Origin of the sequence: Mangrovibacterium marinum, assembly GCF_003046625.1 — a bacterium.
GTDB lineage: Bacteria > Bacteroidota > Bacteroidia > Bacteroidales > Prolixibacteraceae > Mangrovibacterium > Mangrovibacterium marinum.
In genome coordinates this window covers 159,881-172,941 of the sequence record NZ_QAAD01000008.1, presented here as the reverse complement: position 1 = coordinate 172,941, position 13,061 = coordinate 159,881, and the positions used below count along the sequence as shown (strand labels likewise).

At 48.4% G+C, this 13,061-nt stretch carries 15 protein-coding genes; 10 read left to right on the top strand and 5 right to left on the bottom strand.

Features of this window, described 5'->3' with window-relative positions; genetic code table 11:
* Nucleotides 1–4: 4 nt before the first annotated feature.
* The gene (locus tag C8N47_RS09920; protein WP_107822394.1) at nucleotides 5–1,237 is read left to right on the top strand and encodes an ammonium transporter; all 1,233 of its coding nucleotides are present in this window, start codon (nucleotides 5–7) and stop codon (nucleotides 1,235–1,237) included.
* Between the two features lie 326 nt (nucleotides 1,238–1,563).
* On the opposite strand, the gene C8N47_RS09915 is transcribed toward C8N47_RS09920, so the two are convergent.
* Nucleotides 1,564–2,610: a M20 family metallo-hydrolase gene (locus C8N47_RS09915; RefSeq protein WP_107822393.1), complete on the bottom strand. Its 1,047-nt coding sequence runs from the start codon at nucleotides 2,608–2,610 to the stop codon at nucleotides 1,564–1,566.
* Between the two features lie 195 nt (nucleotides 2,611–2,805).
* Between C8N47_RS09915 and C8N47_RS09910 the strand changes: the two genes are divergently transcribed.
* Genes C8N47_RS09910 through C8N47_RS09890 form a run of 5 tightly spaced genes read left to right on the top strand, consistent with a single transcriptional unit; the run spans nucleotide 2,806 to nucleotide 5,593 of the window.
* Nucleotides 2,806–3,102 carry an ArsR/SmtB family transcription factor gene (locus tag C8N47_RS09910; RefSeq protein WP_107822392.1) on the top strand — a complete coding sequence of 99 codons (297 nt, stop codon included), beginning with the start codon at nucleotides 2,806–2,808 and terminating at the stop codon, nucleotides 3,100–3,102.
* A 58-nt stretch (nucleotides 3,103–3,160) separates the two neighbouring features.
* Entirely contained in the window at nucleotides 3,161–3,394 is a 234-nt protein-coding gene (locus C8N47_RS09905; RefSeq protein WP_107822391.1) for a thioredoxin family protein, read from the top strand.
* Nucleotides 3,395–3,401: 7 nt separating this feature from the next.
* Nucleotides 3,402–3,839, top strand: coding sequence for a nitrophenyl compound nitroreductase subunit ArsF family protein (locus C8N47_RS09900; RefSeq protein ID WP_107822390.1), 438 nt, complete (start codon nucleotides 3,402–3,404; stop codon nucleotides 3,837–3,839).
* Nucleotides 3,840–4,538, top strand: a complete 699-nt coding sequence (locus C8N47_RS09895; RefSeq protein WP_107822389.1) for an aromatic aminobenezylarsenical efflux permease ArsG family transporter — start codon at nucleotides 3,840–3,842, stop codon at nucleotides 4,536–4,538.
* A 17-nt stretch (nucleotides 4,539–4,555) separates the two neighbouring features.
* Nucleotides 4,556–5,593: a permease gene (locus C8N47_RS09890; protein ID WP_107822388.1), complete on the top strand. Its 1,038-nt coding sequence runs from the start codon at nucleotides 4,556–4,558 to the stop codon at nucleotides 5,591–5,593.
* Here the strand turns inward: C8N47_RS09890 and C8N47_RS09885 are convergent.
* Entirely contained in the window at nucleotides 5,588–5,851 is a 264-nt protein-coding gene (locus C8N47_RS09885; RefSeq protein ID WP_146161495.1) for a hypothetical protein, read from the bottom strand. The genes C8N47_RS09890 and C8N47_RS09885 overlap by 6 nt on opposite strands.
* Nucleotides 5,852–5,968: 117 nt before the next feature.
* Between C8N47_RS09885 and C8N47_RS09880 the strand changes: the two genes are divergently transcribed.
* The 4 genes from C8N47_RS09880 (at nucleotide 5,969) to arsB (ending at nucleotide 8,350) form a co-directional block, all read left to right on the top strand.
* Nucleotides 5,969–6,364 carry a globin domain-containing protein gene (locus C8N47_RS09880; RefSeq protein WP_107822386.1) on the top strand — a complete coding sequence of 132 codons (396 nt, stop codon included), beginning with the start codon at nucleotides 5,969–5,971 and terminating at the stop codon, nucleotides 6,362–6,364.
* 111 nt (nucleotides 6,365–6,475) lie between these two features.
* A complete protein-coding gene (locus C8N47_RS09875; RefSeq protein WP_107822385.1) occupies nucleotides 6,476–6,814 on the top strand; it encodes an ArsR/SmtB family transcription factor in 339 nt (112 codons plus the stop codon).
* Between the two features lie 77 nt (nucleotides 6,815–6,891).
* Nucleotides 6,892–7,317 (top strand): arsenate reductase ArsC, encoded by a 426-nt coding sequence (locus tag C8N47_RS09870; protein WP_107822384.1) that lies wholly within the window; start codon nucleotides 6,892–6,894, stop codon nucleotides 7,315–7,317.
* Nucleotides 7,307–8,350 carry an ACR3 family arsenite efflux transporter gene (gene arsB, locus C8N47_RS09865; protein WP_107822383.1) on the top strand — a complete coding sequence of 348 codons (1,044 nt, stop codon included), beginning with the start codon at nucleotides 7,307–7,309 and terminating at the stop codon, nucleotides 8,348–8,350. Before C8N47_RS09870 ends, arsB begins: the two co-directional genes overlap by 11 nt.
* 47 nt (nucleotides 8,351–8,397) lie before the next feature.
* Here arsB and rsgA read toward each other — a convergent pair whose 3' ends face one another.
* The 3 genes from rsgA to C8N47_RS09850 all read right to left on the bottom strand — a co-directional run bounded on the left by rsgA (nucleotide 8,398) and on the right by C8N47_RS09850 (nucleotide 13,020).
* Nucleotides 8,398–9,459, bottom strand: a complete 1,062-nt coding sequence (gene rsgA, locus C8N47_RS09860; protein ID WP_107822382.1) for a ribosome small subunit-dependent GTPase A — start codon at nucleotides 9,457–9,459, stop codon at nucleotides 8,398–8,400.
* A 344-nt stretch (nucleotides 9,460–9,803) separates the two neighbouring features.
* Nucleotides 9,804–10,517, bottom strand: a complete 714-nt coding sequence (locus C8N47_RS09855) for a hypothetical protein (protein ID WP_170111357.1) — start codon at nucleotides 10,515–10,517, stop codon at nucleotides 9,804–9,806.
* Between the two features lie 214 nt (nucleotides 10,518–10,731).
* Nucleotides 10,732–13,020, bottom strand: coding sequence for a GH92 family glycosyl hydrolase (locus C8N47_RS09850; RefSeq protein WP_107822380.1), 2,289 nt, complete (start codon nucleotides 13,018–13,020; stop codon nucleotides 10,732–10,734).
* Nucleotides 13,021–13,061 lie beyond the last annotated feature (41 nt).

The following is a 13,061-nucleotide window of genomic DNA, read 5'->3' as shown; positions in this document are numbered from 1 at the left end:
GATCATGGAAGATACTTTACAAGGCCTACAAATAGGTATAGATAACATGTGGTTGCTGATTGCAGCATTTCTGGTAATGTTTATGCAACCCGGATTTGCGATGGTAGAAGCCGGTTTTACCCGCTCGAAAAACACCGCAAACATTTTGATGAAAAACTTAATGGACTTTTCAATTGGTTCATTACTATATTGGTTCGTTGGTTTCACCCTGATGTATGGTGATTCAATCGGCGGATTTGTTGGAACTCCGGATTTCTTCTACATGAGTGACGGATTTGGCGACAACTACTCGAACTACGCCGACCTGTTCTTCCAAACTGTATTCTGCGCTACTGCAGCAACAATTGTTTCGGGAGCCATGGCAGAACGTACCGAGTTCATTTCGTACCTGATTTTCTCTGTCTTCATCTCATTATTCATCTACCCGATTTCCGGTCACTGGACCTGGGGCGGTGGCTGGTTAAGCGAGATGGGCTTCCACGACTTCGCCGGTTCATCCATTGTTCACTCTGTTGGTGGATGGGTAGGTTTAGCAGGTGCAGCCATCATTGGACCTCGTATTGGAAAGTATAAAAAAGACGGTACTGCAAACGCCATTCCCGGCCACAACCTGGCATTGGGAGCACTGGGTGTATTCATCCTGTGGTTCGGATGGTTCGGTTTCAACCCCGGATCTCAGCTGGCAGCTGCCGGAACTGATAATGCTGTTGCCATCGGCCACATTGCCGTAACAACAAACCTGGCTGCTGCTGCGGGTGCCATCACGGCAATGATTGTTGCCTGGTTCCGCTACAAGCGTCCAACGCTGTCTATCACACTGAACGGTGCCCTGGCTGGTTTGGTAGCTATCACGGCTGGTTGCGACGCCGTAAACCCGATTGGTGCCTTGTTTATCGGTATCATTGCCGGACTGGTATTACCATTTGCTGTTGAATTCTTCGATAAAGTATTAAAGATTGACGACCCCGTTGGTGCCATTTCAGTACACGGCGTGTGTGGTGCTTTAGGTACTTTACTGGTTGGTGTATTCTCAACTTCCGAAGGATTGGTATACGGATTCGGTGCGAAAGCACTGGGCGTTCAGGCAATTGGTGTTCTTTCTTACTTCGTATGGGCTTTCGGCCTTGGTTTAATCCTGTTCTTCGTTCTGAAGAAAATTGGTATCCTGCGTGTTACTGCACGTATCGAAGAAGAAGGTCTGGACATTTACGAACATGGAGAAAGTGCCTACAATTAATAATTTCTTCAGCCTTTAAGTCTGTAGCTTTCTCAAAGGGTCTGCCGTTGGCAGGCCCTTTTCTGCTTTCTATGGAACGACGAAACATACACGATTCCCGCGGAATATCCACCAGGAGGGAAGTAACGGATTTTCGTGTTATCGGGTTATCCAAGTTGCCGTTGTTATCCTTGTTGTCTGTAGTTGTCTGGTTGTCGTTCCACAGCTATTCAAAACCAGTTATTGACATTGTGCTTTAGCCTCTTTGCGTGGTAGACTTTCAAAAAAAAAAAAGGATACCACCCAAGCAGGCAATATCCTTTTTTTCGCCGTTTGCATCGCAGGAATTACAAATGAAGGCCAGTCAGCAAATCAATATAGATTTTAAACCCGTTTTCAATTTCCGAAATCAAAATATACTCGTCGGCCGTATGCGAGCGGGCACTATCACCCGGACCAATCTTAATGGATGGGAATGGCATTACCGCCTGGTCGGAAGTGGTTGGAGAACCGTAGTAGCTCAAGCCCAAACCTAATCCCCGCTCAACAATCGGGTGATCCACCGGAATACCCGATGAATTTAAGCGGGTTGAACGCGGCACAACGGTGGATCCCACCAAGCCGGCAATAATTTCGAAAGCCGCTTGATTTGAATAAAATTCGTTGATTCGCACATCGACAACATAACTGCACGTATCAGGTACAACATTATGCTGATAGCCCGCATTAATTTGCGTAATCGACATTTTCACTTCGCCCAACACCTCCGACACTTCCCCGAACCGGTAGTTGCGCAAAATCTGAATATCATCAACAGCCTTATACAAGGCATTTTCGCCTTCGTTACGTGCTGCGTGCCCGGCCTTACCGTGCGCCGTACAATCGAGCACCATCAGCCCCTTCTCGGCAATGGCCATCTGCATCTGCGTTGGCTCGCCAACAATTGCCAGACTCACCTCGCCAAGCTCAGGAACCAAATTCTCCATTCCATTGGGCCCCGAGATTTCCTCCTCGCAGGAAGCCGCAAAAATCAAATTGAAAGGCAAATCCTTTTCTGCATAAAAGTGGTTAAAAACAGCCATCAAACTGACTAACGACGCCCCCGCATCGTTACTACCCAATCCAACCAGGCAATCGCCCTCCAATACTGCCCCAAACGGGTCTTTGGTCCAGTTTTTCGATGGTTTTACGGTATCGATATGGGAATTCAGCAACACCACCGGCTTCCCTTCGTGCCAAAACTGATTCCGGGCCCAAGTGTTAAACCCCTTGACCTGAAAGTCAACGCCCCGTGCAGTTAAAAAATTACGAACCAAATCCGCAACCGGCCCCTCCTCCCTGCTAAAAGAAGGAGTTTGAATCATCGACCGTAAAAGTTGAATGTATTCTTCCATCGAACTAAATTAAAGTAACAAAACGAATATTGCCTGCTAAAGTAACACCTGATTCAATGATCACCACACAAGCCCTTATTAAAAAAGCATGACATTTAAGAAAAGTTTCCCTTTTCGAACAAAAAGAACCACACAATAGGCTAAGTTTAAAAAAAACCGTAGCTTTGTTCGCAAATTAACGAACAGACAGAAAAAATGAAGTATTCCGTATTCACCGACGAACAAAAACGGGCTGCGCGCTTTGCCAAAGCCATGGGCCACCCGGTTCGCATGTATGTACTGGAACTGCTGAATAAACAAAGCTGCTGCTACAGCGGCGACCTGACAGACATTTTGCCCATTGCAAAGTCAACGCTATCGCAACACCTGAAAGAACTCAAGGATGCCGGCTTGATCCAAGGCGAAATTGAAGGCCCCAAAGTGAAATATTGTATCAACCGCGAAAACTGGAAACAGGCACAAGAACTATTCAGTGCCATTTTGAACTATTAAAAATTTTTAAATCACTCGTTCGTTGTTTTGCGAACAACGAATACTAAAACAACATAAAATGGAAATTAAAGTACTGGGAACAGGATGCAGAAAATGCAGAACACTGGAAGAAACAACCAAACAAGCCGTAGCCGAAACCGGCATTGAGGCTACGATTATTAAAGTTGAAGATATGCTGGAAATTATGAAACTTGGCGTTATGACCACCCCGGCACTGGTTATCGACGGCAACGTTGTACTAAAAGGAAGGGTTGCCTCACTAGCCGAGATCAAAGAACTGATTCAAAAGTAAAAGAACCATGAAAAAAACCATTATCACGCTAATCGTCATTTTTATTGCCACATGCTATGCTCAAGCTCAATGCTGCAATAAAGCGGAAGAAACAAAAGCCGAGAACAAAACATGTTGTTCATCCGATTCTTCCCAAGTAAAAACAACGATAGCCGCTTACTACTTTCACACATCACGTCGCTGCGAAACCTGCAAAGCCGTAGAAGCTGTGAGCAAAGAAGCAACTGAAGAATACAGCAAAGTCAAAGTGCCTTTTTTATCAATCGACGTGGAAGATGAAAGCCAACAAGCTTTAGTTGAAAAATACCAGGTGAGCGGACAAACATTGCTGATTGTTGGCCCGGGAAAAACGGTTGACCTGACAACCGATGCTTTCATGAACGCCCGCACCAACCCGGACAAGCTAAAAGCTAAGATCAAGGACACAATTGACACCATGCGCTAAATGGAATTTCTTCAAAACATACTCGAAAACTCGCAGCTCCAGTTGCTTTCGGCGTTTATACTTGGCCTAATGACCGCCATTAGCCCTTGTCCGCTGGCGACCAACATCACAGCTGTCGGGTTTATTAGCAAAGACATCAAAAGCCGCAGTCGGGTGTTGTTTAACGGAATAACCTACACGGCCGGGAGAGCTGTATCATACACTTCAATCGGCCTGCTCTTTTTCTTCGGAGCCAATCAATTTAAATTGTCAGGATTTCTGCAACAATGGGGAGAGAAACTCCTGAGCCCGCTCCTGATTGTTATCGGACTGTTTATGCTCGGGGTATTTTCATTCACAATTCCGGGGCTAAGCAAACTAACCGACAAAGTTGAGTCGCAAGCAAAAAAGGGGTACTGGGGAGCTTTGCTATTGGGCCTTGTATTTGCCTTGGCTTTTTGCCCATACAGCGGCGTTCTGTATTTTGGTATGCTCATCCCAATGACAATTGCCAGTCCTCAAGGTCTGCTTTTGCCGATCGTCTTTGCCTTAGCAACCGGCATCCCGGTTATCATTTTTTCGTGGGTTATCGCATTCAGCATAAACTCAGTTGGTAAGATTTACGATCGTGTAAAACTATTCGAACGATGGTTTCGCAGAATAGTCGCTGTTGTTTTTATCGCTGTAGGCATTTATTACTTCATCACAATCTATCTCTAAATAATAAGTCGATCGACATGAAACATCTTATTTCTACCAATACTAAAACGAACTGGTCCCTTCCGGCAATATTGCTGCCTGTATGGCTAATTCTCTATTTTAACTTGCAGCGCATCGCCGACTTCATCATCGACCGACTTTTCCAGATGAAACCGTCCACTCATTTAACCGAGTCAATCCGCTTCTTTGTTTTTGAAGTTCCAAAAGTGATGTTACTACTGGTGCTGATCATTTTTATTGTCGGCGTGATTCGGAGTTATTTCTCGGCCGAGAAAACGCGCAAACTGTTGGAGGGCAAATCACTTTTTACCGGCAATGTGATGGCTGCATTCCTGGGGATTGTTACGCCCTTTTGTTCCTGCTCGGCCATCCCGCTCTTTTTGGGTTTTGTTGAAGCTGGTATCCCCATTGGCGTAACCTTCTCGTTTCTGATTGCCGCCCCCCTGGTGAACGAGGTCGCCCTGGTTTTACTAGTTGGACTGTTCGGGTGGAAAGTAGCCCTGATTTATGTTAGCACAGGCTTGTTGATTGCCATTGTCGCCGGATGGATCATCGGAAAACTCCGGCTCGAAAAATATGTCGAAGAGTGGGTTTTTAAGGTGAAAACGAACCAGGAAGAAGCAGAAGATATGAAAATTCCGTTTTCTCAACGGATTAAAACCGGCTTCGAAACCGTGCAGGAGATCCTGGGCAAAATCTGGATTTACATTCTTATCGGTATTGCCGTGGGTGCCGGAGCACACGGCTATGTACCCGAAGACTTAATGGGCTCCATCCTCGGCAAAGGCAACTGGTACAGCGTTCCTTTGGCCATCCTGGTGGGCGTGCCGATGTACTCAAACGCCGCGGGTATCATCCCAATTGTTAGCGTGCTGATTGAAAAAGGCGTGTCGCTGGGAACAGCACTGGCCTTTATGATGTCGGTCATTGCCCTGTCGCTACCCGAGATCATTATTCTGAAAAAAGTACTGAAATGGCCGCTCATCCTGAGCTTCGTGGCGATCGTCGCTTCAGGCATTCTGGTCATCGGCTTTATCTTCAACCTGGTTTTATAAAAAACAGACATAATTCAGAAGAATCACCAACAGGAATGCAACGGAGATCCTGTTGTCGTTGTTTTCAAGAAGTTGTCGGGTTGTCGGTCCACCTCTCAAGGCATCCACGATGCGGTTGAAAACCACATCACCCGAAGGGATCTTCACCGAAAAAAGAAACGATGTCCGCCAACGATAAAATATCACCTCAACCACATCAATACTTTCAACATAGAGTAATTCACCACAAACAAACGACATATAGATACACCAAGCCAAGAAACCAACACAGTTTGTTAACTAATCCTGATTAAAGCAAGCATTAAGCTCGGCCGCAAAATCAAAAACACGAAATAGTCTTTACCTTACGATTCAAAATCAAAAAATACAACGACTATGACCGAAGCAGACATCACCGTAATCGAAAAATCATACGCCCAGATAGAGGCCGCCTTGCCCCGTATGGCGAAATACTTTTTTAACCGGGCCAACGAGCTCGACTCGGATCTGGATCCCTTGTTCGAGGAAGACAAAAGCAAGCATGGCGAGGCTTTCGTGGCACTGTTCGGCAAAGCAGTTGAGCATTTAAACAGCCCCGAAGCCCTGCTGCCCGAAATCAAAAAGATGGAAGCCAAACTGAAATACTACAAGTTCAACGAAGAGGTACTAAACACGGTTGGCGTCGTGTTTGTCGATACCTTGTCGTTCGGATTCGGCAACAACTTTACGCAGGACATCATCGATCCCTGGGTGAAAGCCTACAAAACCTACAGTTCGCTGTTCTTCGCCTAGCAAATCAGCGTTTCTCAATTTACAGCCTGCAACTGTAATCAAAATTTAATGTCGTATTTATACGCCTCATTCTTTTATGACGTATTTTTACGACATTATTAATTTACAGCGATGACCACAGCCAAAGTTGAATTATTTGATGACGATTTGCAGCACACTGCCAGCTATTTTAAAGCCTTGGGCCACCCGGCTCGTCTGGCGATTTTGAAATACTTAGCCGAGTCGAAGAGCTGCATCTCGGGCGATATTACCAACGAATTGCCCTTAAGCAGAACCACCGTTAATCAGCATCTGTCCGAATTGAAAAACCTGGGCCTGATCAAAGGAACGACACAAGGAGCCAAGGTAAATTATTGCCTCAACACCGAAAAAGTAATGGCCTTGAAACAGCTCTTGGGCGATTTTCTAGGGGCCATAACACTACCCGACAACTTCAGCTGCAACAAATAAGCGAAAGGGTACTGCTCCTTCGCCAACAAGGACACTCCAACAAAAAGAGAGAAATAAATTTTATAAATACACATTCAATGAAAGTTTTAATTCTTTGTACCGGCAACAGTTGCCGCAGCCAGATGGCTCATGGTTTTTTACAGTCGTTCGATCCGAACATCACCGTTTGCTCGGCCGGCACCGAGGCGTCGGGCCGGTTAAATGCCAAAGCCGTACAGGTGATGAAAGAAGCAGGAATCGACATTAGCGGCCACACGTCCGATTCGGTATCGAAATACCTAAACGACGAGTGGGACTACGTAATTACCGTTTGCGGTGGTGCCAACGAAAGCTGCCCGGCCTTTACCGGGAAAGTGAAAACCCGCCTGCATATTGGCTTCGACGACCCCTCGCACGCCGTGGGAACCGACGAGTTTATCATGAGCGAGTTTTACCGCGTGCGCGACGAAATTAAAGCCGGCTTCTACGATTTCTACCTGAAGAACATTAAAAATGAGCAGTAACAAACGACTGTCATTTCTGGATCGCTACCTCACGTTTTGGATTTTAGCGACGATGATCGTTGCGGTCATTGTTGGCTACCTGTCGCCCGGCATCAGCGATTTCTGGAACAGCTTTCAGTCGGGCTCCACCAACATTCCCCTGGCCATCGGACTCATTTTAATGATGTATCCGCCACTGGCCAAGGTGCGCTATGAGGAGCTGGGGCAGGTATTCCGCAATGTGAAGTTGCTCACCCTCTCGCTGATTCAAAACTGGCTGATCGGCCCCTTGCTGATGTTCGCCCTGGCCATTTTGTTTCTGCACGATTACCCCGAGTACATGGCCGGCCTGATCCTGATTGGCCTGGCGCGCTGTATTGCCATGGTGATCGTTTGGAACGACCTGGCCGGTGGAAACCGCGAGTATGCAGCCGGATTGGTAGCCTTCAACTCCATCTTTCAGATTTTGTTTTTCTCGGTTTACGCCTGGGTATTTCTGGGCATCCTGCCCGACTTGCTGGGACTGCAAACCTTCGAGCTTGACATCACCATCGGGCAGATTGCCGAATCGGTGCTGATTTACCTCGGCATCCCCTTTGCTGCGGGCTTCCTCACCCGTTTTAGCCTGATTAAACGAAAAGGTAAAGCGTGGTACAAGGAGAAATTCGTTCCGAAGATCAGCCCCATCACCCTGATTGCCCTGCTGTTTACCATTTTTGTGATGTTCTCGCTCAAGGGTGAGTACATTGTTAAAATCCCGATGGACGTGGTGCGCATTGCCATTCCGCTGGTGATTTACTTTGTGATCATGTTTGTGGTGTCCTTCGTGATGGGCAAAAAGTCGGGTGCCGACTACGAAAAAACGGCGACCATTTCGTTTACGGCAGCCTCCAACAACTTCGAGCTGGCCATTGCAGTAGCGGTTGCCGTATTTGGCATTAATTCGGGCGAAGCTTTTGCCGCCGTCATTGGCCCCCTGGTCGAGGTGCCGGTGCTGATCTCGCTGGTTAACCTGGCCTTCTGGTTTAAGAAACGCTATTTTCAGCTGGCTTAGGTGATGAACTGATGACCGGGTGACTTCGAAATCACCCGGTCAATCGGCTACTGCTGATCCTTTCCTTTTTTATAATTCCGGATCATCTTCCCAAAATCCTTATCCTTTTTGCGCTTTTCGGCTAGGGTCGATTCAAACCGGGCTTTTTCGCGCTCCATCTTGCAGTAGTTTTCGTAGGCTGCCCGATCGAGTTCACCCGCCTCAACAGCTGCGACCACCGCACAACCCGCCTCAGCGGTATGGCTGCAATCCTTGAACTTACAGGCTTGAGCAAGTTCGGCAATCGTCTCGAAGGTTATCCCAATGCCGGCCTCCGAGTCGGCAATGCCCACTTCGCGCATTCCCGGATTATCGATTAAAATGCCGCCATTGGCCAAAATCCGCAACTCGCGGCGGGTGGTCACGTGGCGCCCGCGATCGGAGTGCGCACTAATGTCGTCGGTTTTCATCAGTTGTGTGCCCTGCAGACTGTTCAGCAGCGTTGACTTGCCCACCCCCGACGATCCCAGCAAACAGTAGGTGCAGCCTTTGCGGATGTATTCCTGCAAGCTGGCGATACCCTGCCCCGACTCGTTGCTGACGGCCAGCAGCGGAACGCCCCGAATACGCTTGCGCACCAATTCGAGCAGCTTGTCGACCGTCGCCTCATCGGCCAAATCAATTTTATTCAGAATGATAATCGGCTGCACCTTCGCCGTATGGCAGATGGTCAGGTAGCGCTCCAGCCGATTGATGCTGAAATCGCGGTCGACAGCCTGCACGATCAGGGCATAGTCGATATTAGCCGCGATGATCTGCTTTTCGCCCGTTTTGCCAACTGCCTGACGTTCCAAAACCGACTTTCGGGGAAAGACAGCATGAATCAGGGCCTTGTCGTCGCCGTACAACGCGATGGCCACCCAGTCGCCAACAGCCGGAAAATCGGCCCGGCTTTGGGCTGCAAAGCGCAGGTTGCCCAAAATCTCGGCTTCGTATTCACCATCGGCTGTTTGCACCATATAGCGTTCTTTGTGCTCGGCAATAACCCGGGCTACCGCAAAGTGCTCCAGCTGCTTTTCGCGGCGGTATTCCTCCAGTTCGTTCGGGTATCCTAAATCTTCGAGTTTCATATTCTGCTTTTTTTACTTCTTCGTTAGTGCCCTGAGATCGTTCGTTCGTCTACCCCAATAGCATCCCTCCGGGATTGCAGGAAGCTTTCCGTTTGATTCCGGCCTTGATAACAGAAGGCCAGCCGGATCACAACTCCCTCTCTCTGCATGGAAAGCCTCCTGATCAGTTTACCCCGCTCTGCGTGCAGAGCGGGGACAGAATTGAATCAATCCGTTAGGTTGGTTCAATTCAGGGGAGAGTGTCGGTAGGTCCTGAACGTCTGCGAACGCCGTACCGCCGCATCGTCAAGAAGCGTTGATCCTGTTTTGAACGACAACCATAATAACCTGACAACTCGTGACAACTACGATAACCCGACAACTCGTGACAACCACGACAACCCAATCCCCTTTACTTTCATCCCTGATCGTGATTCACGCGGAATAGAGTTTATTTTTTTCCGGTCTTTTGCCCAACAAAAAAAATTGAACGATACTTTCTGAATTATGTACGAGCTTTCGATAGTCCTGTTCGTCGTTTCCGGCAACAATTGCTGATGGCCTAAAGTTGGCTGAATTTCAATTCCAAACACGACATGAGCACAAAAATGTCGAGCAAGGATGGCTTGCCCACGCCATGAGCATGAAAAAAGCAAGTCTTTTTTGCTTGCCCATGCCATGAGCACGAAAAAAACAACTCTTTTTTGCTTGCCCACGCCATGAGCACGAAAAAAACAACTCTTTTTTGCTTGCCCACGCCATGAGCACGAAAAAAACAACCCTTTTTTGCTTGCCCACGTCATGAGCACGGAAAAAACAACTCTTTTTTGCTTGCCCACGCCATGAGCACGAAAAAAACAACTCTTTTTTGCTTGCCCACGCCATGAGCATGAAAAAAACAACTCTTTTTTGCTTGCCCACGCCATGAGCAGATCCTCCCAACCTGCCATTCTCAGGCCGAGGGGATGAGAATATGAGCCTGTCATTAACGTCGGTAAAAAACGATTCACCCACAGCATTCGAGCCGACTCCGCCCCCTCAACAAGAACTGCCGACCGGTGCAAACAAAAAACATTCATGATTCCTGGGAATCACCAACAGGAATGAAAGTTTACTATTTTCGACGAAGCTGTTGTCGTTGTTTTCAAAAGTTGTCGGGTTGTCGGTCCACTTCCAATAAAAACCAGTTATTGACATGGCCTTAGCACCTCTGCGGACTAAGACTTTCACAAAAAAAGCGCCTCCCCGCATCAACCGGGAAAGCGCCTTCTGTTCGCAGTTCGACAATCTACTTTATTTTTTCAACTCGTTTGAGAACGAGTACGGGAAATCTTCGGCTTGGGTACCGCGCAACTTGTTGGGCTCGGCTCCCATCTCGAAGGTAATTTTGGCACCTTTCATCAGCTCGTCGTACTTCAGGTAGTTTTTGCTGTACGCCTTACCGTTGAAGGTCATCGACTCCACATAGCGGTTTTGCGCGCTGTTTTCAGGCGCCTCAATCTCGATGGTTTTACCGTTTTCGAGCGTCACCGTAATCTTCTGAAACAGCGGTGCCCCCAGCACATATTCGTCAACAGCCGGCGTTACCGGGTAGAAGCCCATGGCCGAGAACACATACCAGGCCGAGGTCTGCCCATTGTCCTCGTCGCCACAATAGCCGTCGGGCTGAGGCGTGTACAACCGGTTCATCACCTCGCGCAGCCAATACTGGGTTTTCCAGGGCTGTCCGGCATAATTGTACAGGTAGATGGCATGCTGAATGGGTTGGTTGCCGTGCGCATAGTTGCCCATGTTCATGATCTGCATCTCGCGGATTTCGTGGATCACCTGCCCGTAGTACGAGTCGTCAAAAATTGGCGGAACCACAAATACCGAATCCAACATGCTGGTAAAGCTTTCGTTGCCGCCCATCAGGTCAATCAAGCCCTGCACATCGTGAAAAACCGACCAGCTGTAGTGCCAGCTGTTTCCCTCGGTAAAGGCATCGCCCCACTTAAAGGGACTGAATGGCGACTGGAATGTGCCATCCTCGTTTTTCCCGCGCATCAGTTTGGTTTCGGGGTCGAACACATTCTTATAGTTCATGGCCCGTTTGGCAAAAACAGCCAGCTCCTTTTTGGGCTTGCCCAGTTCTTTTCCCAACTCGTAAATACAATAATCGGCAAAAGCATACTCGAGCGTGCGGGCCACATTTTCGTTAATTCCCACGTTGTAGGGCACATAGCCCAGCTTATTGTAATACTCCCAGCCATAGCGGCCCACCGAGTTCACCGGCCCTTTGTTGGTGGTATTTTTCACCACGGCATCCCACAAAGTGTTAATATCGTAGCCGCGCAAGCCTTTCAGATAGGCATCGGCAATAATGGTTGCCGAGTTCGATCCAATCATACAATCGCGGTGCCCGGGGCTGGCCCACTCGGGCAAAAAGCCACTCTCCTTGTAGGCATTAGCCAGCCCTTCCTGTATTTGTTCGTTCAGCGACGGGTACATCAGGTTGAAAAAGGGAAACACAGCCCGGAACGTATCCCAGAAACCGTTGTCGGTAAACATGTAGCCCGGCAAAACTTCCCCATTGTAAGGGCTGTAGTGAACCACCTGGCCCTCGGCATCGAACTCGTAGAACTTACGCGGGAACAACAGCACCCGGTACAGGCACGAGTAAAACGTTTCGAGCTGATCGTCGCTTCCGCCCGACACAGCAATACGCCCCAGCTCCTGGTTCCAGATGTCGGCTCCCTGCGCTTTCACCTGGTCGAACGAGTCGTTGCCCAGCTCGTTCAGGTTCCGCTCAGCCTGCTCGAAGCTGATAAACGATGACGCCACGCGAGCACAAATCTGTTCGCCTTTGCTGGTTTTAAACTGAAGGGCGGCACCAACGTGCTGGTCTTTCAGCTCGCTCACGCCCTCAACAAGGGCATCGGTGCTCCACACATCGCTTTTCACAAACGGCTTGTCGAACACCACCACAAAGTAGTTTTTGAAATTATCGGGCACGCCACCGCTGTTGCGGGTCGTGTAGCCAATGATCTTTTGCTCTTCGGGAATAACCTTCACATAAGATCCCTGATCAAAGGCATCAACCAGAACAAACGATTTGTCGGTTTCGGGGAAAGTGAAACGGAACATGGCCGCCCGCTCGGTTGGTGTAATTTCGGTCACCACATCGTAGTCGGCCAGGTATACCTTATAATAGTGTGGTTTGGCCACTTCGGCCTTATGCGAAAACCAGCTTCCGCGTTCCTGGCCTTTAATCTTCAAGTCGCCCGTCATCGGGAAGAGCGAAAACTGTCCGTAATCGTTAATCCACGGGCTGGGCTGGTGGGTTTGTTTAAAACCCTGAATTTTATCGGCGTCGTAGCCATAGACCCAGCCATCGCCCATATTACCGGTTTGGGGAGTCCAGAAGTTCATCCCCCAGGGGCGTGCAATGGCCGGATAGGTATTCCCGTTGGAAAGCTTGAATTCCGAATCGGTTCCCATCAGCGTACTCACGTAATCCAGCGGTTTGCTTTGTTGGGCGAACAAGCTGTGGCCGCACACAAAAAAGCACAAAAGCATTAATGTTCTAAGTTTTCTGTTCATAGCTCAATAGCGTTGATATAAATATTTGATTCAGGTAAAAA